Genomic DNA, 25,549 nt, shown 5'->3' with positions numbered 1-25,549 from the left:
GGCTAGAGTGGACGGTATGAGTTCGCCCGGATACCGACCCACTCCAGCCGCTGCCAGCCAGCTCAACCTGCGCGGCGCCGTCGACCTCTCGTCGTTGCGCCGCCCTGCCGCGCCACCCCAATCGCCGCCCGCCAACGGGGCTGCCGATTCCGGTACTCCGGAATCGGGTGGACCCAGCGGAGCCGAATCGGGACGTGCGCCCCTTCGCGTGGACGCCACCGAAACCAATTTCCAGGATCTGGTGCAGTTGTCCGCCCAGATACCTGTCCTCTTCCTTCTCTGGTCACGCTATGCCGCCGAATCTCCGGCTGTCCTGGATGCAGCCGAGCGCGTCGTCGAAAGCTATGGCGGACGTTTGGTTCTTGCTGCTGCTGACGTTGATACGTTCCCTCAACTTGCACAGGCCTTTCAGGTCCAGGCAGTTCCCACGGCTGTCGCGGTGGTCAAAGGCCAGCCCGTGCCGTTGTTCCAAGGTCCTGCGGATGACGAGCAGATCCGCAGCCTGGTTGATGAACTGCTCAAGGTGGCAGCTGCCAATGGCGTGACCGGGAGCATCGGTGACGCTGGGCAGGAGGGTGAATCGGAACCAGCACCACTGCCTCCCCTCCACCAAGCCGCCATCGATGCGATCGAGGCCGGAGACTACGCCGGAGCAGCCCAGGCCTATAAGCAGGCACTGCTGGAAATGCCCGCCGACGCCGATGCCAAAGCAGGTCTGGCGCAGGTGGAACTGATGGCCAGGCTCGAGAAGATCTCAGCCCCCGAAGCAGAAAACCTCCGGAAACTGGCCGCGCAGGAGCCTGATAATGTTCAGGCCCAGTTGGGCGTGGCCGACCTCGACATCTCCGGCGGCCACATCGAGGATGGATTCAACCGCATCATCGCGTTTATCGGCCGGAATTTCGGTCCGGAGCGGGAGACCGCCCGGCTACGCCTCCTTGAACTCTTCGAGGTGGTCGGTACGTCGGATGAGCGGGTGGCCAAAGCCCGTCAAGGACTTGCGAGGGTTCTGTTCTAGTGCCCTCCGCGCTGTTCACGCCCCTGCAGCTGCGTTCGCTCGGCATTGCGCATCGTGGATGGGTCTCACCCATGTGCCAGTACAGCTGCCATCCGGAAACCGGGGAAGGCGTACCCAACGATTGGCATTTGATGCACCTCGGATCGTTTGCCGCTGGTGGTGCGGCCTTGATCCTGAGTGAAGCCGCTGCGGTGAATACCGCCGGCCGGATCAGCCCGTTGGATGCGGGCCTGTACTCCGATGAGCAAGCGGCGGGCTGGGAAAGGATTGTGCACCTCGTCCACCGGCACGGCGCCGTTGACTGCAAGATCGGCGCGCAGCTCGCGCACGCCGGGCGCAAAGCGTCCACGTACTGGCCGTTTTCGGGCCGGTCCGGTTCCGTTGCCGCGTCCGACGGCGGCTGGGCTACGTTTGGTCCTACCACCCAGGCCTATGACGGCTATGCTGCTCCCCAGGCAATGGGCGAAGACGACATCCAGGGAGTAATCGCCGACTTTGCAGCTGCGGCTGCGCGCGCTGTTGCCGTAGGTTTCGATACCGTGGAGATCCATGGCGCCCATGGGTATCTTCTGCATCAGTTCCAAAGCCCTCTGATCAACACCCGGACGGATAGGTGGGGTGGCGATGAGGATGGGCGGAACCGGCTGATGCTTGCCGTGGTGGACGCAGTGCGGGAGGTCATTCCTGATTCCATGCCCTTGTTGTTGCGGATCTCCGCGTCTGATTGGGCTGAAGGGGGAGTGGACGTTGAGGCTTCCGTCCGCCTCGCGAAGGCAGCGTCGGAACACGGGGTGGACCTCGTGGATGTCTCCAGCGGCGGGGCGGTTGCACATCAGGACATCAGGCCCGCTCCCGGGTACCAGGCTGGATTTGCCGAACAGGTAAAACGCGACGCCGGTGTACTCACCGGTGCGGTGGGCTTGCTGACAAGTGCCACCCAGGCCGAGGATATCGTGGCGAACGGGCGCGCCGATGCCGTCTTCATGGCCCGGGCCGCGCTACGGGATCCGCATTGGTGGCTCAGGGCCGCTTACGAGCTCGGACACGATATTTCCTGGGTTCCGCAGTACCAGAGGGCCATCCCCCGCCACGGCTTCTAGCGCCTCCCGACGCCACTGGAAGCCGGGGCTAGGCTGGACCCATGACGGAATCACGCCATGAACCAAGCCATGAACAAGTGTCCCAGCCATCGCATCCCCAGGCGGACTTGCCAATGCCGGCCCCAATGTCAGCCCTGTCCATCCGTGGCTTGGCCAAGCGGTTCGGCGGGAAGATTGCTGTCGATGGCGTGAGCCTGGAGGTTCCTGTTGGTTCGTTCTATGGAATGGTGGGTCCGAACGGTGCCGGCAAGACCACCACGTTGTCGATGGCCACTGGACTGCTGCGGCCGGACTTCGGAACGGCGTTGGTCCACGGCGTGGATGTCTGGGCCCAGCCCTTGGCTGCCAAGAAGCTCATGGGTGTGCTGCCGGACGGCGTCCGCTTGTTTGACAGGCTGACCGGGGAGCAATTGGTCATGTACGCGGGCCTGCTCCGCGGCATGGACCGGGACGTGGTTCGCCCTCGTGTAGCCGAACTGCTGGCCGCCTTGGACCTGGAAGCCGATGCCGGATCCTTGGTGGTGGACTATTCGGCCGGCATGACCAAGAAGATCGCCCTGGCTTCGGCGTTGATCCATGCTCCCCGCCTGCTGGTATTGGACGAGCCTTTTGAATCGGTGGACCCCGTATCTGCGGCCAATATCAGGGGCATCCTGGAGAGCTATGTATCTTCCGGTGGAACTGTCATTGTCTCCAGCCATGTCATGGACCTTGTACAGCGCATGTGCAGCCATGTGGCGGTCTTGGCAGCAGGGCGCGTGCTGGCTGCGGGGTCCGTGGATGAAGTGCGCAACGGTTCCACACTGGAGGAACGGTTCGTTCAGTTGGTGGGCGGCGGGCACCGGACGGAGGGGCTGGAATGGTTGCGCACCTTTTAAGCCTTAAGTGGCGGTTGCTCCTCAACGGCTTCAAGCGCAGCCCGGCACAGCTCATCGGCATGGGCATCGGGATCCTGTACGCACTGGGAATCATGGTCCTGTTGATCGGAGCATTGATTGCCCTGCGGTGGGCGGATGCTGAAATCGCCCATACCGTGGTGGTGTTGGGAGGTGCTGCAACACTGCTTGGCTGGGCGGTGGTTCCCCTTCTTGCTTCCGCGGCGGACATGACGCTGGATCCGGCACGCTTCACCCCGTCCGCGATTCCAGCCCGGCAGCTGCTCACTGGCCTTGCCTTGGCAGGTTTCATAGGAATCCCCGGTCTCTCCACGGCTTTGACCGCGCTTGCCACTGTTGGCACTTGGTGGCGCAGTTTTCCAGCTGTGGCGGGTGCGTTGCTGGGCGCCATATTGGGGGCGCTTACTTGCATACTGTTGTCCAAAGTGGTGACGACGGCGACCACCAGCCTGGCGTCGTCCCGCCGGTTCAAGGACGTCAGCAGCATTGTCTTCTTCATCCCGCTCATGTTGATGGGTCCCATCATCGTGGGTATCGTCGACGGAGTCCGTGGTTCTGCGGACTATCTCCCTGCGCTTGCCCGTACAGTCTCATGGACTCCTCTTGGCGCGGCCTGGTCCCTGGGTGGGGACCTCGAGGCCGGAGATGTTGCTTCGGCCGGACTGAAATTCCTCATCGCTGCCGCAACCGTTTCCGGACTCCTGCTGTGCTGGCACGTGCTGCTGCAGCGTGCCTTGGTGACGCCGCCGTACGCTGGAGGTTCGGCCAGGAAGGGCGGTAAGCGTGGCCTGTTCGATGTCCTGCCCGGCACTCCGGCCGGGGCGATTGCTGCCCGGGCTTTGATTTATTGGCTGAAGGATCCTCGCTACGCGGGCTCGCTGGTGGTGGTGCCACTATTTCCCGTGATCTTCTTCTTCAGCGGTAGCCAGAGCGGCGATTACAGCATGCTCATGCTTCTTGGGCCGCTGACTGCTTTTGTCATGGCCTGGTCCATCTGCGCTGACGTTTCCTATGACAACACCGCTTTTGCGCTCCATCTGGCATCGGGTGTCAGGGGTGTGGATGATCGCTTGGGGCGTGCCACGGCATGCTTGGCCATTTCCCTGCCTCTTGTGCTTCTGTTTGCCATAGGTCCGTTCTTCTTTACGGGTTCCTGGGAGTGGGCTCCGAACCTGATCGGTCTCTCCTTGGGTACGTTGTTCACGGGGTTGGGCCTGTCCTCAGTGATCTCGGCGCGATACAACATTGCGGTCCCATTGCCTGGCGACAGCCCGTTTAAGAAGCCGCCCGGCAACGTTGCCCAGACACTCGCCGTGCAGATGATAGGCATGGGTGTCCTAGTTCTTTTGCTCCTCCCGCAACTTGCGCTCATGGGAGCCCAACTGTTAAGCGGCAGCGTGGTGCCGGGCTGGATTAACCTTTTGGTGGGCCCACTTCTGGGCGCAGCCCTGTTCGTTGTTGGCCTGCGCCTGGGAGGCAAATGGTTGGACGCCCGGGGGCCGGAGATGTTCGCCGAGCTCAGTGTGAACCGTTAGTCCCGTAATAACCATGGCAAGCTCATGGGACATGGGATAACCTCGTTGTCAGATACCTCGCAATTTCTACTGGAAAGGCTGTGACGATGGAAGTTGTCATTCTCCCCGGCACCAAGCAGATCGGCGCCCTGGCGGCAGATGCCATCGAAGCCCTTGTGCGCCGCAAGCCCAATGCGGTCCTGGGCTTGGCCACGGGTTCCTCTCCCTTGCCGATCTACGACGAATTGGCCCGTCGCTACGAAGCCGGCAGCGTGGACTTCAGCGAGGCGCACGCGTTTGCGTTGGACGAATACGTCGGACTGGAGGCCGGGCATCCGGAATCCTACCGCGAGGTTATCCGGCGGGAGTTCACTAACCGGGTGAATATCAAGCCTGAGAATGTGCATGGCCCGGACGGTGCCGCCGAGGACCTGGAAGCAGCCTGCCAGGCCTATGAGGATGCCATCAAGGCTGCGGGCGGCGTAGACCTGCAGATTCTGGGAGTGGGCACGGACGGCCACATTGGGTTCAATGAGCCCGGTTCATCCCTTGCGTCCCGCACCCGTATCAAAACCTTGATTGAGCAGACACGCAAGGATAACGCCCGCTTTTTCGACAGCATCGACGACGTTCCGCACCATGTGGTCACCCAGGGCTTGGGCACGATCATGGATGCCCGCCACGTCATCCTGGTGGCTACGGGTGCACAAAAGGCCCAGGCGGTGCGTGACTTCGTCGAGGGCCCGGTAGCTGCCATATGCGCTGCATCGATCCTTCAGATGCACCCGCACGCCACGATTCTGGTGGACGAAGCGGCTGCGTCGTCGCTGAAGTTGGCCGACTACTACCGCCACACCTATGACAACAAGCCGGAGTGGCAGGGCCTGTGACGGTAAGATGGATGCCATGACTACGCTTCCTCCGGATCCATTCGAAAACGACCCCATGCGCGAGCTTTCCGGAGCCGGTACGTCCACATCCACCATTGAGCGCGAGGAAACGCGCCAGGAAGTGGAGCCCGGCGACCGCGAGCGATTCGCGCATTATGTCCGCAAGGAAAAGATCATGGAGTCGGCTATGACCGGCGAACCCGTCATTGCCCTCTGTGGCAAGGTCTGGACGCCGGGGCGCGATCCCCAGAAGTTCCCCGTATGCCCGGAGTGCAAGGAGATCTATGAAGGCCTCCGTCCCGGCAAAGACGGTGGAGACAGCGGCCCGGGCAACTCCAAGTAGTGGGTGGGAAGAGAACACAGGCCCCATCTGATCGCGACCGCAGTGCGGTCCGTTGCCGCGTGCCCGGAGAGCCGGGGCTAATTTTCGCTGCCATCAGGCCGGGGGAGTCCGCATGACAGAAACATTATTTGGTGGCCCATCCCTGCCACCCGCCTATCCTGAACGCGCCGCATGGGGCACAGCTCCCAAGCTGCGTGCATGGCAGCAGGAGGCTTTGGACCTCTACATGGCCCGTCATCCGAAGGACTTCCTCGCCGTGGCTACGCCGGGTGCTGGTAAGACGACCTTCGCGCTGCGTATTGCAACCACGCTTCTGGACAGTGGTGTTGTTAACAGAATTACGATCGTCGCACCCACCGACCACTTGAAGCGGCAGTGGGCTGACGCCGCTGCCAGGGTAGGTATTGCCATTGACCCCAACTTCAAGAATTCCGATGGTCAGCATGGCCGTGGATTCGTGGGTGTCGCTGTGACGTATGCCCAAGTGGCGAGCAAGCCAATGCTTCACCGCGCCAAGACAGAAGCCGCCCGGACGTTGGTCATCCTGGACGAAATCCACCACGGTGGAGAGGCGCTGTCCTGGGGAGATGGCTTGCGCGAGGCCTTTGATCCAGCGGCAAGGCGCCTCTCCCTGACCGGTACCCCCTTCCGTTCCGATACTTCGCCCATCCCGTTCGTGGAGTACGCAGAGGACCGCGATGGTATTCGGCGCTCCAAAGCCGATTACACGTATGGCTACGGCAATGCCCTCCGGGACCACGTGGTGCGTCCCGTGCTTTTCATGGCCTACTCCGGCCAGATGCGGTGGAGGACCAGTGCCGGTGATGAAATGGCAGCCTCCCTGGGGGAAGCGGCGGTCACCAAGGACATCACCTCACAAGCGTGGCGCACTGCGTTGAACCCGGCCGGCGAATGGATCCCGGCAGTCCTTGCTGCCGCGGACAAACGCCTCAGCGAGGTTCGCCGGACTGTTCCGGACGCCGGTGGACTGGTCATTGCCACGGACCACGAGGACGCCCGCGCCTACGCAGGACAGCTTAAGAAGATCACCGGTCAATCGCCCACCGTGATTCTTTCTGACGACTCCAAGGCTTCCAGCAAGATCGAGGACTTCTCCGAGGGAGACAAGCGTTGGATGGTCGCCGTCCGTATGGTGTCCGAAGGTGTGGACGTTCCGCGTCTCTCGGTCGGTGTCTACGCCACGTCAACCTCTACGCCGCTGTTCTTCGCCCAGGCAGTGGGCCGCTTTGTGCGTGCCCGCAAAAGGGGAGAGACGGCGTCGGTCTTCCTGCCGTCAGTGCCGCCGCTCATGGTGCTGGCCAACACCATGGAGGCCGAGCGGGACCACGCGCTTGACCGGCCGGAAAAGGACGAGGACGGACTCTTCAACCCTGAAGAGAACCTCATGGCCGAGGCCAACCGCGAGGACAAGGCTTCGGATGAGCTCACCAAGGGCAAGTTTGAAGCCCTGGACTCGCAGGCTTCCTTTGACCGCGTCCTCTTCGACGGCGGTGAGTTTGGTACCGGAGCGGACATTGGCTCTGATGAAGAGTTGGACTTCCTCGGGATCCCCGGTCTTCTTGACGCCGAGCAGGTGGGGACGCTGTTGCGGCAGCGTCAGCACGAGCAGCAGTCGCGCAAGAAGCGCCAATCCCCGTTGGCAGCCGCGGCTTCTCCGGCCGTGCCCGATCACCGCATGCTCATGGACTTGCGCAACGAACTGGCCAAGAACGTCGCCGCATGGTCCGCCCGGACAGGCACACCCCATGGGGTGGTGCACACTAAACTGCGCGAGCTATGCGGCGGACCTGCTGTAGCCCAGGCGAACGAGGAACAACTGCAGGCACGCCTGCGTAAGTTGCAGGACTGGTTCATCGGCCGGAAGTAGCTGGTCCTGGCTGCCTTCAACCTAGCTGCGTTCGACCTCGACGCCGGCTGCCTCCAGTTCGTCGAAGGTCTCGCTGAGGTCCTCGGCGATTCCTGCTGTGAGTTCTGCAATGACCGTGGTGTTGTACCCCGCTTGGACGGCATCAAGGGCAGTTGCCCTGACGCAATAGTCCGTCGCGATGCCCACGACAACGACTTCTTCGACGTCGTGGCTTTGGAGCCAGTCATCGAGCCCGATGGCATCTTCATCCAGGGCCTCGGACACGGCGGCGCCGGCCTTGAGGTCGCCGGAAGGGACGTCGTCCTCCGGTGCGAGGACGCCCTCGAACCCGGAGTAGGCCGCGGTGTACTGTCCTTTGCGGAAGTAGGCCTGGATGTATTCCGGGTCCAGGTCCTCGTGGAGTTCGGCCCCTTTGGTCCGGGCGCGGCAATGTGGCGGCCAGGAATCCACCATGTCCGGATCATCGGAGAAATGGCTTCCCGGTTCGATGTGCCAATCCTGGGTTGCCACGATGTGGTCGAAATGCTGCTGGTTTGCGTCCACGTACTCGGTGATGGCACCGGCCACGGCAGCGCCTCCTTCGACGGCGAGGGTGCCGCCCTCGCAGAAGTCGTTCTGGACATCGACGATGATCAGGGCCCTGGACATCAGTTCTCCTCGTAGATGGTGGGGATGGCGGCTTCGCCGCGCTGCAAGCGGTTCACTACGGCAGGCAGTTCGGCCATGCTGGCTGCGTGGCGTTCTTTGGCGCGGACCACTCCTTCGGGGCCTGTCCAGCCGGGCAGGAGTTCGCCGTTCTTGATGAATTGCTGCAACAACGAACGGTCATTTCCGTCGTCCTCCGGCCGGTGGCCTATTCCAACGATCTCCTGTGTAGCCCGCCCGTGTTCGTTGAGTTTGCGGAGGGCGTACTTGCGTCCGCCTACGCTGGCTTTGTTCTTGGCTGCCTTCGCAACCGAGATGAACTCGCCGGCGTCGTTGGTCCTGCTGACCAGCTTGTACACCATGCTCGCGGTCGGAGCGCCGGAGCCCGTAACCAGGGACGTGCCAACCCCGTAGGAGTCCACCGGAGCGGACTGCAGGGCCGCTATGGCGAATTCGTCGAGGTCGGAGGTGACCACAATCCGGGTATCCAGGTTTCCAAGGTCATCCAGCAGTTGCCGGACCCACTGGGCCTGGGCAACAAGGTCGCCCGAGTCCAAACGGACGGCGCCCAGTTTGTCACCTGCGAGTTCGACGGCGGTGCGCACGGCTGTCTCGACATCGTAGGTGTCAACAAGCAGCGTGGTTCCCGGCCCGAATGCAGCGATCTGTGCTTCGAAGGCCTCGCGTTCTGTGTCGTGGAGGAGCGTGAACGAGTGGGCGGCAGTGCCCACCGTCTTGATGCCGTATCGGCGTCCGGCCTCGAGGTTGGAGGTGCTGGCGAAGCCTGCGATCACGGCGGCGCGTGCTGCCGCCGTCGCGGATTCCTCCTGCGTGCGCCGGGAGCCCATCTCGATGCACGGGCGGTTGCCGGCCGCTGACGTCATCCGTGATGCGGCGGAAGCGATGGCACTGTCGTGGTTCAGGACGGAGAGGATGTAGGTCTCCAGGATGCAGGCTTCGGCAAACGTGGATTCGACGATCAGGATGGGGGAGTTTGGGAAGTAGGCGTCGCCTTCTGCGTAACCCCAGATGTCTCCGTTGAATTTGTAGTTGGCGAGGTAGTCCAGTGTCTCCTGGTTGACCACCTTGTTCCGCTCAAGGAACGCGAGCTCGGCCTCACCGAAGCTGAAGTCGGCGATCCCTTCCAGAAGGCGGCCGGTTCCGCCAACCACGCCGTAGCGGCGGCCGTCAGGCAGTCGCCGGGCGAAGGCTTCAAACACCGAGCGGCGGTGGGCGGCCCCGGAGTGCAAGGCGGCCTGAAGCATCGTCAACTCGTAGTGGTCGGTGTACAAGGAAGTGGCGGGGTGGTCCCAAGACGTGGCTCTACTCACGAATTCACTCTAGTGCGAGCCGCCATAGAATGGACAGATGACCCCTAGCGTTGCATTTGGCACGGACATTGATGAGCGGACGGAAGCTGCAGAGCAGACGTCTACCGATGTCCTGACCGCCCCGGATATCCCTTGGAACCTGGTGATCTGGAATGATCCCGTCAACCTCATGAGTTATGTCAGCTATGTGTTCCAGACGTACTTCGGTTACTCCGAGTCCAAAGCGCACAAGCTCATGATGGAGGTCCACAGGAAGGGCCGTTCCATCGTGGCGCATGGGAGCAAGGAACAGGTTGAGCAGCACGCAGTAGCCATGCACGGCTTCGGCCTCTGGGCCACCGTGGAGAAAGCGGCAAGCGGAAACGAAGCACCCGGGAAGGGCGGCCGCCAGCGTGGCTAAGGCATTCAAATACGGACTCAAGGGAATCACCGGTTACCTCGAGCCTGCCGAACGGGATCTTTTACGGGGGCTGCTGGACGATGTCATCTCCATGCTGGAGTCCGATGTCAAGGAGAACGAGGACCCGCTGACCGCGTTGATCGGCTTGGACATGGACGTGAAGCAACCGAGCGATCGCGCCCTGTTGCGGCTCTTGCCAAACGTCATGAAGGACGACGACGGCGGCTCGCTTGAGTTCCGGCAACTCACCGAACGCTCCGTTCGGGAAAACAAGATTGGCGCGTTGAAGGCTACAGCCATGGGTCTGGACAAGGACGATCTTGTACTGACGCCGGAGGACGCGACACGCTGGTCGATGGCGTTGAACGACGTTCGCCTGGTATTGGCCGAACGGCTGGACATCCGCGACGAAGCGGACGCCGAGCACATCCACAGCATGCAGGACTGGAGCCAGGCAGAAGATGTGGAGAGTTACCTGGCGTTGGTCTACAACTTCACCACCTGGCTCCAGGAGTCGCTGGTGCAATCGATGATGGCGGCAAGGCAGGCAAAATCCTGATCAGAAAGGCCACCGCTGGGCAGCTGTTTGTGACACATCAGACACGAGGCGGAGGCCACAGGTAATGGCCGCAACACAGGGGAAGCCTTATTCTCGAATAATCATGACTTCAGCATCTGGCAGTTCAACGGGCGGCAGTTCACCAGGCGGCAGTTCAAGAGGCGCCGGATCACCAAGCGCCGCGGCAGGGGCCCCGGTTGCTGCCTCCCCGGGTGGGCTGCCGGTCTCCAACGAGCTCATGGGATCCCGCCCGATTGGCGTCTTCGATTCCGGTGTGGGTGGATTGACGGTAGCCCGGTCCATCATCGATCAACTCCCCAACGAATCAATCCTGTACGTGGGGGATACGGCCAATGGTCCCTATGGGCCGCTGCCCATCGCCGAAGTCCGGGCCAACGCCCTGGGCGTGATGGACGAGCTGGTGGATTCGGGCGTGAAGCTGCTGACCATTGCCTGCAACTCTGCCTCTGCCGCGGTCCTCCGGGATGCTCGTGAACGCTACACGGCGCGTTACGGCATCCCTGTTATCGAGGTCATCCAACCAGCAGTGCGGCGAGCGGTGGCGGCCACCCGTTCCGGCAGGATCGGTGTCATTGGAACGTCCGCTACTGTAGGCTCGCGCGCCTACGAGGACACTTTCGCGGCAGCCCCGGATCTTGCCATCACCTCTGTGGCTTGCCCGGCCTTCGTGAGCTTTGTTGAAGCCGGCATCACCACCGGCCCGGATCTCCTGGCAGCGGCCAATGAGTACCTGGAGCCACTCAAGCACGCCGGCGTGGACACTGTGGTGCTGGGCTGCACGCACTACCCCTTGTTGACCGGGGTGATCTCCTTTGTCATGGGCGAGGACGTGACGTTGGTGTCCAGTGCGGAGGAAACCGCCAAGGACGTCTACCGTGCCCTGGCCAATCACGGTATCCAGCGAACCGATACCAGTGCCCCGAGCCATGAGTTCATTGCAACAGGCGATGCCGTCCAATTTGAAACACTGGCGCGCCGCTTCCTTGGCCCCGAGGTCTTGTCCGTCAAACACGTTGACCACGTAGCTGCGCAATACCCCACCGGCAGCCTTGCGCGCATAACCCCGGAAATGCTGGAAGCGGCACGGGCCGGGGCCGGATTGTCGCGACGTTCCTACTTCGTGCAACCGGAAAGGGGACCCAGCCCAGGTTCCAGCGCACCCTTGGGACGTGGCCTGTGAAACTGACCATCGTGGGCTGTACGGGGTCCTTTCCCGGTCCCGGCTCGCCGGCGTCGTGCTATCTGGTGACCGCACACGACGGTGAGCGGGAATGGAAGATCGTGATGGACCTCGGGAGCGGAGCGTTGGGAGCCATCCAGCGGTACACGGATCTTGAGGACATTGACGCCATTTTCCTCACGCACCTGCACCCGGACCATTGCATGGACCTGTGCGGCCTTCACGTAGCCGTCCGGTGGAAGCCCGGCGGTTGGGGTCGGGACCGGATCCCCGTGTGGGGGCCTGCAGCCACCGCGGACAGGATGGCGACAGCCTACGGGCTGGATCTGGATCCGGGCATGCACGAGGAGTTCGACTTCACTCATTGGGCTGAACAGAAGCCTGTTACGGTGGGCCCGTTCACGGTGACCCCTTACAGCGTCAACCATCCGGTGGAGGAGGCATACGCACTTCGCGTCACTGCAACGGAGCCAGCCAAGGACGGTACGCCGGTGACCCGGGTGCTGACATATTCGGGGGACACCGATTCCTGCCAGGGCCTGGAAGATGCAGCCAGCGGCGCCGACTTGTTCCTGTGCGAGGCCGCGTTCGAGGAAGGCCGCGATGACGGCATCAAGGACGTCCACCTCACGGGCAAGCGTGCCGGGGAGGCCGCCAGGAACGCCGGAGCCAAGCGCCTGCTCCTGACCCACATTCCGGTGTGGACTTCGCAGACCAAAGTAATGTCCGAGGCAAAGCCGGTGTTTGCCGGGGACGTCGCTGTTGCCGTCGCCGGGGTCCACTACACCATCTAGGCCTATCAAGGTGGTGCCGTGCGCGCCCGACGTGCCGTCCGGCGTCGGGCGTTGTCACATCGTCGCTAAGCTTGAAGCATGACTTCTGAAGCTACAGCCACACCCGTTATCCGCGCCGATGGCCGGACGCCCGACCAATTGCGTCCCATCAGCATCACCCGCGGCTGGTCCAAGCAGGCCGAGGGCTCGGCGCTCATCGAGTTCGGCAACACGCGGGTACTGTGCACAGCTTCCCTGACGGAGGGTGTTCCCCGCTGGCTCAAGGGCGAGGGCCGTGGCTGGGTGACCGCCGAATACGCGATGCTTCCCCGGGCAACGAACACCCGCTCCGACCGCGAGTCCGTGAAGGGGAAGATCGGCGGACGCACACACGAGATCTCCCGCCTCATTGGCCGTTCGCTGCGCTCCATCATCGATACCAAAGCGCTCGGCGAGAACACGATCGTCCTTGACTGCGATGTCCTGCAGGCCGACGGCGGTACCCGCACCGCTGCGATCACCGGTGCTTACGTGGCACTTGCCGAAGCGATCCGCTTTGCGCGCGAAAACAAGCTCATCGCCCGCAATGCCGAGCCGCTGGTAGACACGATTGCTGCCGTTTCGGTGGGCATCATCGATGGCGTGCCGATGCTGGACCTCCCGTACGTCGAAGACGTCCGTGCCGAAACCGATATGAATGTGGTGGTCACGGGATCCGGGAAGTTCGTTGAGGTCCAGGGCACCGCAGAGGGCGCCCCGTTCGACCGCGATGAACTCAACGCCTTGCTGGACCTCGCCCTGATCGGCACGGGCCAGCTTGCGGCCATCCAGCGCGAGACACTGGCGGAGGCTCCGTGAGCGGCGACGGTGCCTCCAGTGCTCCGCGGCTGGTCCTGGCAACACATAACCAGGGAAAGCTGAAGGAACTTCGCGAGCTGCTGCGCGGCCAGGTCCCAGGGCTCGACGTCGATACCCAGGTGGTGGACGCAACTGCTGCCGGTGCGCCGGACGTCGCCGAAACCGGAGTCACTTTTGCAGAAAACTCACTGCTTAAGGCGCGTGCCGTGGCTGGGGTAACGGGTTTGGTAGCCATCGCTGACGACTCGGGGCTTGCCGTTGACGTCTTGGGCGGTGCACCGGGCATCTTTTCCGCTCGATGGTCGGGAAAGCATGGGGACGACGCAGCGAACCTGCAATTGCTGCTCGCCCAACTCTCCGACGTACCCGACTCCTTCCGCGGGGCCGCCTTTGTCTGCGCAGCAGCCTTGGCAGTGCCCGGGGCAGATGGAATCAGCCACGAAACAGTTGAGTACGGGCAGCTCGAAGGTACGCTGCTGCGCGAGCCCCGGGGGGAGGGCGGGTTCGGTTATGACCCCGTGCTCCAGCCGGTGGGAATGGATCGCAGCTGTGCGGAACTGACATCCGAGGAAAAGAACGCCATCAGCCACCGGGGCCAGGCGTTCCGGGCTTTGCTCCCCGCAATCGTCGCCGCACTTTCGGGTGTCCACTCCAGTTAGCGGGGGATCAACGAAGAAGGCACCCGGCCAACGCCGGGTGCCTTCTCCTGTCTGCCGTCAACTTCGCTAAAACCTACTTGTCGCGGTGTTTTCCGCCTTCGTGCTCCTCGATGAATTCCTCCACGGGGTTGCTCCCTTCCGCGGCAGCCTTACGCTTGGCAACGACGCCACGGGCTACCTCGATGATGATGGGAATGACCGAGATCAGGACAATGACGATGAAGATGATGTCCAGGTTGCTGCTGACCCACGGAACGCGGTCCCCCAAAAGGTATCCAAGCAAGGTGACACCACCGCCCCAGAGCGTGGCGCCGATCACGTTGAAGAGGAAAAACTTGCGCTTGTCCATTTGTGCCACGCCGACGATCACCGGAACGAACGTGCGGATGATGGGGACGAAGCGGGCAAGGATCAGGGCTTTGCCGCCATGCTTCTCAAAGAACGCATGGGCGCTTTCGACGTTCTCCTTCTTGAACAGCCGGGAGTCCGGGCGGTTGAAGATGGCAGGGCCGGCCTTTGAACCAATAAGGTAGCCGGTCTGGTTGCCGATGATCGCCGAGACGATGATGAGGCCCGCAAGGGCCCAGACATTGAACTTGATGGTGTCTGTGGCCACCAGGAGACCAGCGGTAAAAAGCATGGAATCGCCGGGCAGGAAGAAGCCCACCAGCAGGCCGGTTTCAGCAAAGACGATGCCGCAAACCAGCAGCACAACCCACGGCGCCAAGGCTGGATCAGCCAGGAAGACCTGGGGGTTCAGCCAGTCCGGCAGGAACGAGGCCATGGGCGGACGCACTGGTCCCGCGCCCCCGAAAGTGGATACGGCAAAGTCGCTCATCGCAGAAAAGATCACCCATCAAGCCTACTGGACGGCCGTCGTCGTAACCCTCACCACAAAGCGGCCGGAAAGACAGCCCCGCCGCGGAAACGGGCAAGAGCGCACCCTTTGGAGCCTGTAACCTTGTCCAGTGGCATTGGACTTTACGGCGATCGACTTTGAAACAGCCAACGGCTTCAGGGGGTCGCCATGTTCGGTCGGCCTCAGCAAAGTCCGCGGCGGCGTTGTGGTGGAGGAAGCCTCCTGGCTCATGCGGCCACCGGAGAACCACGACCATTTCGAGTTTCACAACACACGCATCCATGGCATCCGTGCCGAAGATGTTGCCGGACGTCCCAGGTTCGGAGAACTCTTCCCGGAAATCGGTGCCTTCATCGGTGACGACGTCCTGGCAGCCCACAACGCAGCCTTTGACCTGGGTGTGATCCGGTCCGGCTTGGAGGTCTCCGGGCTTGCAGGCCCGGCTTACGAATACGTCTGCACGGTCATGCTGTCCCGCCGCTGCTACTCGTTGGTGTCCAACTCGCTGCCTTACGCTGCGGAGGAAGCCGGAGTGCCGCTGGTCAACCACCACGATGCCGCCGAGGACGCACGCGCCTGTGCAGGAATCCTGGTGGACATCGCCCGCCGTAACAACGCCAACAGCATCGCGGAACTCTATCTTTCGCTGGGCCTGACGTTACCCAGGCAACCAGCGTTCGATCCCATGAACGGCCTCTCCAAGCCCACCCTCGCCGCTCTCGCAGGCAGGGCGACCGCAGGCAGGGCGACCGCAGGCAAGAACGCAAATAGCCCGGCGGAGCAAACCTTGGAAGCCGCCCTGAGCGGTCCCGGACGTGCATGGTCAGCGTGGCCCGAGGAAGGCCCTAATCCGTTGCCGAATCCCACGGCCGAACCCGGGCATCCGCTATTCGGCCAGACGGTGGTGTTCACTGGCGACCTCATCATGACCCGCCCCGAGGCCAAGTCCCGGGCTGCAGAGATGGGTGCACGCCCCGAAAGCAGGGTGACCGCGCGCACCACGGTCCTTGTGGTGGGAGATGGATTCGTGGCCGGGGACCTGCGTGCCGGGCGGCTGACGGGCAAGGCCAAGCGGGTCTTGGAACTCCACGCGAAAGGCCAGCAGATCGAAGTGGTCTCGGAGGGCGAGTTCCTGCAAATGGTTGGCGGTAACTAGCGCCGTCGTTCTGTTTTCACAGGAAACGTGGCGCTGCGACGAGCGTGAGGCGAGGGCTGGTCAGCCTGTGGTGACAGCGAGCAGCCGGTCCGCCATGCCACGAATGACCTCCGTGCCTTCCAGAGCCCCGAGCCATTCGGCAGGAAGGCATGCTTCGCCGTAGTAGGCGCCCAAAATGTTCCCGGCGATGGAACCGATGGAATCGCTGTCGCCACTGTGGTTGATGGCCACCGCGATGGCCTGGCGGAAGTGCTCCATGGGCTCGCTGACTTGCGTGGACAGGACGGCATAAAGCCCGACGGCGAGTGCCTCCTCGGCAACCCAGCCCTCACCCAGCGCCGTGACCAGCTTTTCAGGACTAAGGGGAGTGGGCTCCGAGGACAACCTCAACGCCGCTTCCAAACGCTCGGGCAGTTCGGGGGCTTTGGTGGGCACGTGGTTGACGTAGTCCAAGGCACCGGTAGCTGCGGTTCGGATGTCGCCACCGGCCACAATATTGTGGATCAACAAACTGAATGCAGCAGCGCTTAGCCGCGCTGACGGGTGTCCATGCGTCAATGACGCAGCATCTGAACTGAGTTTGTAGACGGCCTCACGGGAAATATGGGGAACGAGTCCGAAAGGTGCCGAACGCATGACTGTGCCACAGCCCTTGGAGTCGGGGTTGACTGGCCTGGCCACAGTGCCCATTTCTCCTGAAGCCAATCCGCTGAGGCACGTGTTTCCCGGAGCCCGGCGACGCCGCAGGACTTCCTGGCCGTCAATCCATCGCGGTTGTGGAACTGGAGCAGAAGGGGACACGGCAACGTCCTGGGTTGCCAGCCAGCGAAGGTAAGCCAGCCAGAGGCAAGCGATTTCATCTGCGGCGACCCCATCGTTTGCCCATTCGAGCGCGTCGACCAGGCCGTCCACTGTGTACAGCGTCATCTGGGTATCGTCCGAAAACTGGCCGACGGCGTCGAGCTGGTCAAAGGAGGTGAGGCCGGCGGAACCGTAACGGGCACGGATGGCCTCGAGGCGATCGAACTCCACTGCATAGCCAAGTGAATCGCCCAAGGCGCCTCCCAACAACGTCCCGTGGACGCGGGATTCAAACGACGGGCTGGTGGGGGAGGAGGCTTCAACTCTCATGCAATCAACTTACCGTGCCGTGGTAGGCCGGTGATGTGGTAAGCCGCTGATATGGTGAGGAGGCTGCCCAGCACTAGGAAACTTGGAGAGAGAACGTGCGTGAACCGGCTTGGCGACGGACAGGCAAGACACCTGACTACAGGTTTTCCTTGGCGAACGAACGCACCTTCCTTGCGTGGATCCGGACGTCATTGGCGTTGCTGGCGGGAGCCATTGCCATCGATCAACTGGCTCCGAACATTGCCCCACAGCCGGTCAGGATCGTCCTCTGTGTGCTCTTGTCCCTGATCGGCGCTGGTCTGGCTGCGCTTTCCTACCGGAGATGGGGGCAAATGGAAGCTGCGATGCGCAACGAAGAAGCCTTGCCGTTCTCCTGGCTCATGCTGTTGATGACTATCGTGGTGGCCGTCGCGGCCTTCACCTTCGCCGTCTTGATATTGGTGGCCCGTTGACCGGGGAACCGCGTTGATGATGCAGGCCTGGAGAGCATGGAGGCCTGGTGGCCATGGACGTCCGTGATCCCGGCCTTCAGCCGGAACGCACCACGCTGGCCTGGCGGCGAACGCTCATATCGCTAATGGTGGTTGATCTGTTCATCTGGCGCAGTTGGCTGACCTCGGAGCCCTCTACGGGCCATCTGGTTCCTGGCCTTCCCGGCCTGGACTACCAAGGCATTTGCGCCCTTATGGCCGCTGCCGCCACCATCGTCCTGGCTTGTGCGGTGTGGGTCCGTTCACGGCAGCTTCACGGTGGAAACGAGGCAGCCTCGGCGCGACTCATCTTTGTCAGTACCCTTGCCGTGATAGGGCTGGGCGGAACAGCGATCGCGGCCATCGCCTTGGGCGGCTAAGCTCGGAACGGGACCCAGCGTGGACCCAGCATCTGTTCAGATTCGACTGGCAGGATGCTCAAGTATCCCTCGGCCAGCATCGAAGCCGATCAGCGGGTCCACACCACCAATCGTAAGGAACCATTCGACATGACCTCACCTGTGCAAGCCACGTCCGACCCCGAACCGGGCCTCCTCGCGCGGCTGTCGGCTGAAGCCGTCGGTTCGCTGTTTGTTGTGCTCGTAGCGGTGGGTGTGTCGATTTTCTCGAACCCGTCCTCAGCGCCCCTACCCGCTGCACTCGCTACGGGCCTGACCGTTACTGTGGCCATGCTGGCCTTCGGTCATGTATCCGGTGGTCACTTCAATCCAATAATCACGCTGGGCAACCTGATTGCCGGCCGTATTCGTGCGGTGGCGGCCGTTGCCTACCTTGCGGCCCAGATCATCGGCAGCGTGATCGGCGCAGCCTTGGCCTATGTGGTAGTTCTGACAGTTCCGGTCTTGACGGATGCGCGGGCAGCCTTCGGTTCTGTGGCGGCAGGCTATGGCGAGCATGCCGCTGCCCAAACCCAGATGGCGGGGGTCTTTATCGTTGAGGTTGTTGGCTCTGCCTTGCTGGTTGCGGTGTTCCTCGGAGCGACTGCCGGACGCCGTGCGTTTCCGGCCGTGGCTCCCTTTGCCGTAGGCCTTTGCGTTGCCGTGTTGCTGCAGTTTGGCCAAGTCCTTGGCAACCTTCCCTTTAATCCGGCACGCGCAACTGCCTTGGCTTTCTTCAGCCCTTCGTGGGCGATCGAAGGATTGTGGCTCTTCTGGGTGGCCCCGCTGATGGGCGCCGCACTTGCGGGACTCGCCTTCCGAGGCTTTGGCTACGCCTCCGCTGCCACCAGCCTTGGAGATGACGCCACGTCAGCGGCGGCCGGAACCTTCGAGGACGAGCACTTGGACGCCGACGACACTGACGATTTCCAGGCAGATGGAGAGGCCGCGGAGACCGGGGTTGTCCGGAATGAACCTGCCGCAGCTGATGACGCGCGTAACTTCTTCGACGGCAAGAAGGGCTAGGAGACTGACAGGATCGACGGCGGGCGGCCTGTCTGCGCTTTTTTGTCGGTGCCCAACGTTAGCTTGAAAATATGCGGTTACTCCATACCTCGGATTGGCACCTCGGCCGGTCGTTCCACGGCGTTGGCATGCTTGAAGCCCAGCGCGGTTTTGTGGACCAGTTGGTGTCCTTTGTCGAAGCAAAGTCAGTGGACGTCGTCCTCATTGCGGGCGATGTTTACGATCGCGCCCTGCCTGGACTGGATGTCGTCAAACTTCTCGACGACGCCTTGGTGCGCATTACCCAGGCCGGGGCCACTGTAGTGCTCACCAGCGGCAACCACGATTCCGCCATTCGGCTCGGATTCGCATCCCGCTTGCTCGAACGTGGAGGAGTTCACCTCAGGACGAGGGTGGAGGACCTGGACGTTCCGGTGCTTATTCCCTTCGAAAAAGATGGCGACAGCAGCGCCGCACTTGCGATCTATGGGATCCCCTATTTGGAACCACGGCTTGTCGCGGAGCGGCTGGCGGTGGAGGCCGCGAGTCATTTCGAAGTAACGCGTGAAGCATGCGAGCGGATTCGGCGCGACGTCCAAGCCCGCCGGAAGTCCGGAACGGTGCATCCGGTGGTCCTGGCACACACCTTTGCCAGCGGAGGGATCACTTCGGACAGTGAACGGGACCTGAGCATAGGCGGCTTGGGCGCCGTGCCCCTGGATCTCTTCGAGGACTTTTCGTACACGGCCCTGGGTCACCTGCACGGTCGGCAGGAGCTTGCCCCGCACGTCCGCTACTCCGGCTCCCCACTGGCCTATTCGTTCTCCGAAGCCAAACACCGCAAGGGCGCTTGGTTGGTTGATATCGATGCCGACGGAAGCATCGATGTCCAGGAAGTTCCATGGGAAGCTGCCAAGGGCTTGGCGGTGTTGCGAGGCAAGCTGAACGATCTCCTCGAGTCAGACGAGCACTCCTGGGCAGAGGCGGCCTATTGCCAAATAACACTCACGGACGCCCAGCGGCCCGCCCAGGCCATGGAACAGCTCCGAACCCGCTTTCCCGACACCCTGGTCCTCTCTTTCGACCCCGAGGGTGCCGGGACCCAGGAAAAAGTCAGTTATAGCAGCAGGTTGGCAGCGGCCCAGGACGACCTCGAGGTCTGCTGCGGGTTCCTGGAACATGTTCGGGACCGCAGCCCCGGATCTGCGGAAGAGGCTGCCCTGCATGACGCTCTCGAGGCCATCCGCTTGGAGGAAGCTGAACTGTGAGAATTCATCGACTCGACATTGAGGCCTTCGGGCCGTTTGCCACCGCGCAGCACATCGATTTCGATCAACTCAGTGCGCAGGGCTTGTTTCTCCTTAACGGTGCCACCGGGGCTGGCAAGACCAGCATCCTGGACGCCATCTGCTTCGCTCTATATGGGTCCGTTCCCGGTGCCCGCCAGGAAGGCAAGCGCCTCCGCAGCGATCATGCAGCCCCCGGCGCGGAACCGCGCGTGGTGTGCGAATTCTCGGCCCGCGGCAGGCGTTTCGAAGTCAGCCGTTCGCCGGCCTGGGAACGGCCGAGCGCTCGTGGCCGGAACGGGTTCACTACCCAACAAGCCAAGACCCTGCTGCGGGAGTGGGTTTCCGGGGGCTGGGAGGAAAAATCTTCGCGGAATGACGAAGTAGGCGCCGAGCTCTCGGACCTTTTGGGTATGGACCGGGACCAGTTCACACGCGTCGTGATGCTGCCCCAGGGCGACTTTGCTGCATTCCTGCGTTCGAAAGCGGCTGACCGGCTCGAACTCCTCCAAAAACTCTTTGGGACGCAGCGATTCGAGGCCGTGGAGCGGCAGATAGCACGTCAGGCGGCGGAGGCAGCCCGTGCGGTGGAGGACAACGCGGCAGAACTGACGATTCTGCTTGGCAGGGCCGCCTCGGAACGGGAGCAGTTGGGGCTTTCGGATGCCGTAACGGATGTGGAAACAGCTGCCGGAGCGCCCGAGGTATGGCTCGCGGCGCTGGAGACGGAGTTGCTCGCAGAAAGCGTGCGGCGAAATGACGAAGCCAGCGCAGCTGATGCCCGGGCCGTGCGGCTTGCGGAGCAGCTTCAAGAGGAGCAGGACAAAGCCCAGCGGCATGCCCGGCTGGCTGCCGGGATGCAACGGCGCGTACTGCATGAATTAGCTGCGGCGCGGGCACTGGAGAACAAGGAAAAGCTTGGAGGGCATCGGCGTGCGGCTGTCCTTGGGGGACAACTGGAGGCCGTGGATGCCACGGAGGGGAAATACCGGTCTGCGCTCGGAGATAGGGACAAGACCCGTGAGCAGCTCCTATCCGCCGGCTTGGATGCGGCACATCCGGTCGCGGCCCTGGAGAAAGTAAAGTCCACCCTCGCCGTACTCGATGCCAGGCTTCCGGACGAGCGGCGTATGGAGGATGTGGCCAGCCGCCTGGCAGCCAAACGGGAAGAACATTCCAACCATCTGGCAGCCGCCCAAGCAGCAGCAGAATCGTTGGAGCGCCTTCGCGCCGATGAATCCGCACTGAGGGCTGGGATGGAGCCACTGGAGCCCTTGGCCGCCCAAGCCGATGACCTGGAACGGGAGGCGGCCGCTGCGGCCGGACTAGTCTCGGTTGTGTCCCGTCATGCAGCAGCCGCCGCCGAGCTGAAGGACGTCAGTGAGCGTCACACCCAGGCACGCAGCAAAACACAGGACCTCAGGCAAGCTTGGCTTGACGTGAGGGAGGCCCGCCTTGCCAATGCAGCCGGTGAGCTCGCGGCAGCCCTTGCACCGGGGCATGCTTGTCCCGTTTGTGGCAGCAACGATCACCCAAGCCCGGCAGCGGCGGCTCGTTCGGCGCTCTCCATCGCCCAGGAAGAAGACCAGGCCAACCAACTTTTTGAAGCCAGCGAGAAGGCTCTGGAACGCATCGCGGAGGAGGTATCAAGCGCCGCCCAGTTGCTGGCGGGCTTGGCCGCCCAGGGTGGCTCAGCGGACCCGGACGAATCGGCCGCGCGCCTGGTGGCATCGGAAGCTGCGGCCCTGGAAGCCCGGAAAGCACGTGGCGCGTTGGATAAGCTCCGTAGCAAGCAAGACGCACTCGCCAAGCGCATCACATTGCTCCAGGAGGAACACTCCGGCTCTATGAATGCCGCTATGCAAGCAGCCTCAGCTGTAGAAGTGCTCCAGGAACAGCACCGTGCGCTTGAGGACGAGCTCGAAGGCCTGAGACAGGGCTTCCCCAGCCTTCGCGAGCGGTCAGGGGCCCTCACGTCCCAGCGGCTGCTGCTTCAGGCAGAAGTGGATGCCGTCAACGAACTCCAGCGTGCCGGGACCGCACGCATGGAAGCGCTCGCAGCGCTGGAAAGGGCCCTGCCCGGGTCAGGGTTTTCCTCGGCCGAGGATGTGCGTCGCGAGCTCCTGTCAGCGTCGGATGTTGTGGCTCTGGAGAAGGCGTTTGCGGATTTTGAGGCCGAGGCTGCCCGACTGGATGAACTGTTCGCTGGTGAGGACCTCGTCATGGCAGCCAAGGAAGTCAGCATCGGCGAGCTTCCCCTGCCGGAGGACGAGCTCAGCGTCGCGAAGACTGAGGCTGCCCGCGCCATGGAAGCCGCAAAAGAACTGGCGCTGTCCGCGGGGCTCGCAAGCAAGGCAGCCCGGTCTGTGCAGCGGATCCGCGTGGAGTATCGGAACCTTGCCGAGGCAGGACGGGAACCTCGCCAGCATGCCACCTTGTTGGCTGGGCTGGCGGACACCCTTCGTGGGGCAGGCGAAAACAACTACCGCATGAGCCTGAACAGCTACGTGCTGGCTGCCCGCCTGGAACAGGTGGCGATCGCGGCGTCGGAGAGACTCGTTGCGATGAGCGATGGACGCTACACGTTGCAGCACACGGACGCCCGGGCTGCGCGCAACCAGAAATCCGGTCTTGGACTGGAAGTGGTGGATGAGTGGACCGGCCAGCGGCGTGATACGTCCACCCTCTCAGGCGGAGAGTCCTTCATGGCCTCTTTGTCGCTGGCCCTTGGCCTAGCGGACGTTGTGCAGCAGGAGGCCGGTGGTGTGGACATCGAAACGCTGTTTGTGGATGAAGGATTCGGGAGCCTGGACGAGCAAGCCCTTGAACAGGTCATGGATGCCTTGGAAGGATTGCGCGACGGCGGCAGGGTTGTGGGGCTGGTCAGCCACGTCGCAGAAATGAAGCAACGCATCAGCAGCCAGCTTCATGTGGTCAAGGGCAGGCATGGTTCCTCGGTGGTTGTTGCCGAAGCAATGCCTGCCTGAGCCCGGATCCGATAGACTTGATCCGTTACACCGGGTCGCGCGCATCGGGAGGAGGGACGATGCGCAGACTTTAGCGAACCCGGAACAATGGAAAAATCTTCTTTGGCTTCCAAGCCACTGCCTTCACATCAGACCCCGACGCCGTCCACCAACCGATCACGCCTGCCCGGGAGGTTCGCGCGGCTGCCCGAACTGGCCGGACCGGGGTTCCTGCCCCTCGGACTCTTCGCAAGGCTCCCTTTGGCAATGCTTACCGTGGGGACCTTGACCCTGGTTACAGCGGTGAGCCATTCATACGCAATCGGTGGCATGGCCGCCGGGGCCGTGGGCATCGGTTCAGCGGTGGGCGCTCCTGTCCTTGGTTCGCTGGCTGATCGTGCCGGCCAACGTATCGTCCTGCTTGTGGCGGCGGTGGTCAACACCTTGGCCGTCGTCGGCCTTCTTGCCGCCGCCTACGTGACCCCAAGCTATATCTCCGTGGTGGACGCGACAGGCGTGCTCGTAGCAGGTTTCCTCGCTGGCGCGAGCTGCCCACAGGTTGGCCCCATGGCCCGTGTTCGCTGGATGGCACTGACCACCCGGAACCTGTCCTCAGCCCGAAGTACCAGTGCTTCCAGGAGAGACAGTGCTTCCAGGAGAGACAGTGCCGGAACCGAACCGGTAGTGCCCGCGGGAGGTAGCCGGAGCGTCGCTGGCAGCCGTGCCGATCTTGACACAGCACTTTCCTATGAGGGCACGGCCGACGAGGTCACCTTCGTGCTCGGACCGGCCTTGGTTGGAATTCTGGCCAGCCTCATTGCTCCGTGGCTGCCGCTCGCCGTGGCAGCGGTCATGACCATCACGCTGGTCCCTGCCTTCGCCGTCCACCCCAGCCAGCAGGCCGTGGTGCCGGCACCGCGCAAGGCTGCTGGCGCCGTCGTGGGCAGCGCCGGTGACCACGCCGCGGGACGACGCAACCGATGGGCAGGCGCCGTCGTGGCTGTGCCGGTCGTGGCGATGGTGTGCATGGGTACCTTTTTTGGTGCTACGCAGAATGCCCTGAGCGCTTTTGCTGCCCAGTACGCTACCGCGGAAATTGCTGGTCTCCTCTACTCCGTGATGGGTTTGAGTTCGGCCGTGGCGGCGCTGTCCGTTGCGTTCTGGCCACAGCGCTTCAGCCTTGCTGCCCGATGGGTAGCTGCTGCCTTGGCGATGTCTTTGTTCGCACTGTTGCTGCTGGTTCCGTCTGGCATTTGGCCCATGGTGTTCGTGCTGCTCTTGCTGGGAATCCCGGTGGGTCCAGTCATGGTCACGGTGTTTAGTATCGGTGGTGTGGTTGCCCCTGCTGGCCGCATGGCTACGGTGATGACGGCCCTGGCCAGTGGGATAGTGGCCGGCACGGCGCTGGGTTCCTACCTTGCCGGGCAGTTGGCGCAGACGCAGGGCCCGGGGGCGGCCTTCCTGGTATCCATGGCTGCCGCAGCAGGCTTGTTGGTACTGGGAATTCTGACGTATCTGGTCATGAAGCGCCGGCCTCAGGAATAGTCCAGGGCTCCGGCGAGGGAGCGGGCCATCAACTCCACCAGGCGCATGGACCGCTCTTCATCGGGGTCGGCCAAGTGCTGCATGCTGATGCCGTCGATGCCCGAAATGAAGAGCCGGGTGATGTCCTCCAGGTTGTGGGGGACTGGCTCGCCGGCAGCATCGACCGCGCCACGGAAGAGCTCCAGCGTTGAACTGACCCAGCCGTCGTACATGGAGCGGTTCATCAGCAGGGCCTGGGGCTGGTCATCTGCTTCGACGCGGAACCGCCGGAGCAGCAGTTCGAAGGTGGTCACCTGCTCGTGTGGGTTCTCCAGCATTCGCGTCCAAATGCGCCGTGCATGGGCGCCGATCATATGGCGCAGGCCCAAGCCCGGATCAGCCACTGGCTCCAGTGCTTTCGCGTAGTCCCTGCTCAGGAAGTTGTAGACCTCTTCCAGGAGTTCGTCCTTGCTTCGGAAACAGTAGTGGAGCGCCGCAAGGGGCGCGTCGGCTTCGCTGGCGATCCGGCGCGTAGTTGCCGAGGCGAGTCCATCCTGGGCGATGACCCGCGCCGCAGCCTCAACAAACTGCAGCCGCCTAGCTTCGGCGGGAACCCTGGCCATCCGCGCCCCTTCCTGTCCTCAGTCTTTCCGTGATCAGGCAGCCCAATCATCGGTCT

25 protein-coding genes are annotated in these 25,549 nt (G+C 62.8%); 20 read left to right on the top strand and 5 right to left on the bottom strand.

The annotated features are described in order from the left end of the window. The first annotated feature begins 16 nt into the window (after positions 1–16). From LDN75_RS16155 to LDN75_RS16125, 7 genes are all read left to right on the top strand, one after another. Positions 17–1,018: a tetratricopeptide repeat protein gene (locus tag LDN75_RS16155; protein ID WP_223933448.1), complete on the top strand. Its 1,002-nt coding sequence runs from the start codon at positions 17–19 to the stop codon at positions 1,016–1,018. Beyond that, complete coding sequence (locus LDN75_RS16150) at positions 1,018–2,118, top strand: NADH:flavin oxidoreductase/NADH oxidase (RefSeq protein WP_223933447.1); 1,101 nt, start codon at positions 1,018–1,020, stop codon at positions 2,116–2,118. The genes LDN75_RS16155 and LDN75_RS16150 overlap by 1 nt, the downstream gene beginning before the upstream one ends. Before the next feature lie 113 nt (positions 2,119–2,231). Next, entirely contained in the window at positions 2,232–2,996 is a 765-nt protein-coding gene (locus LDN75_RS16145) for an ABC transporter ATP-binding protein (RefSeq protein ID WP_223937608.1), read from the top strand. After that, entirely contained in the window at positions 2,978–4,549 is a 1,572-nt protein-coding gene (locus tag LDN75_RS16140) for a transporter (RefSeq protein ID WP_223933446.1), read from the top strand. Before LDN75_RS16145 ends, LDN75_RS16140 begins: the two co-directional genes overlap by 19 nt. 86 nt (positions 4,550–4,635) lie before the next feature. Continuing rightward, positions 4,636–5,418 carry a glucosamine-6-phosphate deaminase gene (nagB, locus tag LDN75_RS16135; protein ID WP_223933445.1) on the top strand — a complete coding sequence of 261 codons (783 nt, stop codon included), beginning with the start codon at positions 4,636–4,638 and terminating at the stop codon, positions 5,416–5,418. 7 nt (positions 5,419–5,425) lie between these two features. After that, positions 5,426–5,761 (top strand): DUF3039 domain-containing protein, encoded by a 336-nt coding sequence (locus LDN75_RS16130; RefSeq protein WP_223933444.1) that lies wholly within the window; start codon positions 5,426–5,428, stop codon positions 5,759–5,761. Between the two features lie 112 nt (positions 5,762–5,873). Continuing rightward, positions 5,874–7,649: a DEAD/DEAH box helicase gene (locus LDN75_RS16125; protein ID WP_223933442.1), complete on the top strand. Its 1,776-nt coding sequence runs from the start codon at positions 5,874–5,876 to the stop codon at positions 7,647–7,649. Positions 7,650–7,670: 21 nt separating this feature from the next. Here the strand turns inward: LDN75_RS16125 and LDN75_RS16120 are convergent, their stop codons facing one another. Then, positions 7,671–8,297 (bottom strand): isochorismatase family protein, encoded by a 627-nt coding sequence (locus LDN75_RS16120; protein WP_223933440.1) that lies wholly within the window; start codon positions 8,295–8,297, stop codon positions 7,671–7,673. Continuing rightward, on the bottom strand, positions 8,297–9,625 hold the full coding sequence (locus tag LDN75_RS16115; protein ID WP_223933438.1) for a nicotinate phosphoribosyltransferase: 1,329 nt from the start codon (positions 9,623–9,625) through the stop codon (positions 8,297–8,299). Before LDN75_RS16115 ends, LDN75_RS16120 begins: the two co-directional genes overlap by 1 nt. Before the next feature lie 37 nt (positions 9,626–9,662). Here LDN75_RS16115 and clpS point away from each other — a divergent pair, with 37 nt between their 5' ends. The 6 genes from clpS to rdgB all read left to right on the top strand — a co-directional run bounded on the left by clpS (position 9,663) and on the right by rdgB (position 14,075). Next, positions 9,663–10,025, top strand: coding sequence for an ATP-dependent Clp protease adapter ClpS (gene clpS / locus LDN75_RS16110; protein ID WP_223933436.1), 363 nt, complete (start codon positions 9,663–9,665; stop codon positions 10,023–10,025). Further along, positions 10,018–10,584 carry a DUF2017 domain-containing protein gene (locus LDN75_RS16105; RefSeq protein WP_223933434.1) on the top strand — a complete coding sequence of 189 codons (567 nt, stop codon included), beginning with the start codon at positions 10,018–10,020 and terminating at the stop codon, positions 10,582–10,584. The genes clpS and LDN75_RS16105 overlap by 8 nt, the downstream gene beginning before the upstream one ends. Positions 10,585–10,648: 64 nt before the next feature. Then, positions 10,649–11,785 carry a glutamate racemase gene (gene murI, locus LDN75_RS16100; RefSeq protein WP_223933432.1) on the top strand — a complete coding sequence of 379 codons (1,137 nt, stop codon included), beginning with the start codon at positions 10,649–10,651 and terminating at the stop codon, positions 11,783–11,785. Continuing rightward, on the top strand, positions 11,782–12,579 hold the full coding sequence (locus LDN75_RS16095) for an MBL fold metallo-hydrolase (protein WP_223933430.1): 798 nt from the start codon (positions 11,782–11,784) through the stop codon (positions 12,577–12,579). The genes murI and LDN75_RS16095 overlap by 4 nt, the downstream gene beginning before the upstream one ends. A gap of 78 nt (positions 12,580–12,657) precedes the next feature. Then, positions 12,658–13,416: a ribonuclease PH gene (gene rph, locus LDN75_RS16090; protein WP_254186194.1), complete on the top strand. Its 759-nt coding sequence runs from the start codon at positions 12,658–12,660 to the stop codon at positions 13,414–13,416. Then, entirely contained in the window at positions 13,413–14,075 is a 663-nt protein-coding gene (gene rdgB, locus LDN75_RS16085) for an RdgB/HAM1 family non-canonical purine NTP pyrophosphatase (RefSeq protein ID WP_223933428.1), read from the top strand. Before rph ends, rdgB begins: the two co-directional genes overlap by 4 nt. Before the next feature lie 73 nt (positions 14,076–14,148). Here the strand turns inward: rdgB and LDN75_RS16080 are convergent, their stop codons facing one another. Continuing rightward, complete coding sequence (locus tag LDN75_RS16080) at positions 14,149–14,913, bottom strand: VTT domain-containing protein (protein ID WP_223937607.1); 765 nt, start codon at positions 14,911–14,913, stop codon at positions 14,149–14,151. 130 nt (positions 14,914–15,043) lie between these two features. Here LDN75_RS16080 and LDN75_RS16075 point away from each other — a divergent pair, with 130 nt between their 5' ends. Then, complete coding sequence (locus LDN75_RS16075) at positions 15,044–16,090, top strand: exonuclease domain-containing protein (protein ID WP_223933425.1); 1,047 nt, start codon at positions 15,044–15,046, stop codon at positions 16,088–16,090. A 60-nt stretch (positions 16,091–16,150) separates the two neighbouring features. Here the strand turns inward: LDN75_RS16075 and LDN75_RS16070 are convergent, their stop codons facing one another. Next, positions 16,151–17,221, bottom strand: coding sequence for an ADP-ribosylglycohydrolase family protein (locus LDN75_RS16070; RefSeq protein ID WP_223933423.1), 1,071 nt, complete (start codon positions 17,219–17,221; stop codon positions 16,151–16,153). A gap of 95 nt (positions 17,222–17,316) precedes the next feature. Here LDN75_RS16070 and LDN75_RS16065 point away from each other — a divergent pair, with 95 nt between their 5' ends. The 6 genes from LDN75_RS16065 (at position 17,317) to LDN75_RS16040 (ending at position 24,891) form a co-directional block, all read left to right on the top strand. Next, on the top strand, positions 17,317–17,673 hold the full coding sequence (locus LDN75_RS16065; protein WP_223933420.1) for a DUF202 domain-containing protein: 357 nt from the start codon (positions 17,317–17,319) through the stop codon (positions 17,671–17,673). Positions 17,674–17,726: 53 nt separating this feature from the next. Further along, a complete protein-coding gene (locus LDN75_RS16060) occupies positions 17,727–18,071 on the top strand; it encodes a DUF202 domain-containing protein (protein WP_223937606.1) in 345 nt (114 codons plus the stop codon). A gap of 129 nt (positions 18,072–18,200) precedes the next feature. Next, positions 18,201–19,115 (top strand): aquaporin, encoded by a 915-nt coding sequence (locus LDN75_RS16055; protein WP_223933418.1) that lies wholly within the window; start codon positions 18,201–18,203, stop codon positions 19,113–19,115. A 71-nt stretch (positions 19,116–19,186) separates the two neighbouring features. Next, complete coding sequence (locus tag LDN75_RS16050; protein WP_223933417.1) at positions 19,187–20,362, top strand: exonuclease SbcCD subunit D; 1,176 nt, start codon at positions 19,187–19,189, stop codon at positions 20,360–20,362. Then, positions 20,359–23,367: an SMC family ATPase gene (locus LDN75_RS16045; protein WP_223933415.1), complete on the top strand. Its 3,009-nt coding sequence runs from the start codon at positions 20,359–20,361 to the stop codon at positions 23,365–23,367. Before LDN75_RS16050 ends, LDN75_RS16045 begins: the two co-directional genes overlap by 4 nt. Before the next feature lie 87 nt (positions 23,368–23,454). Beyond that, a complete protein-coding gene (locus LDN75_RS16040) occupies positions 23,455–24,891 on the top strand; it encodes an MFS transporter (RefSeq protein ID WP_223933414.1) in 1,437 nt (478 codons plus the stop codon). Here the strand turns inward: LDN75_RS16040 and LDN75_RS16035 are convergent. Continuing rightward, the gene (locus LDN75_RS16035; RefSeq protein ID WP_223933413.1) at positions 24,882–25,493 is read right to left on the bottom strand and encodes a TetR/AcrR family transcriptional regulator; all 612 of its coding nucleotides are present in this window, start codon (positions 25,491–25,493) and stop codon (positions 24,882–24,884) included. The two genes, LDN75_RS16040 and LDN75_RS16035, sit on opposite strands and share 10 nt — an antisense overlap. Positions 25,494–25,549: the final 56 nt, after the last annotated feature.

Origin of the sequence: Arthrobacter sp. StoSoilB5 (genome assembly GCF_019977235.1) — a bacterium.
GTDB lineage: Bacteria > Actinomycetota > Actinomycetes > Actinomycetales > Micrococcaceae > Arthrobacter.
The sequence above is the reverse complement of the archived record's forward strand: the minus strand, read 5'-3'. Positions and strand labels throughout refer to the sequence as shown.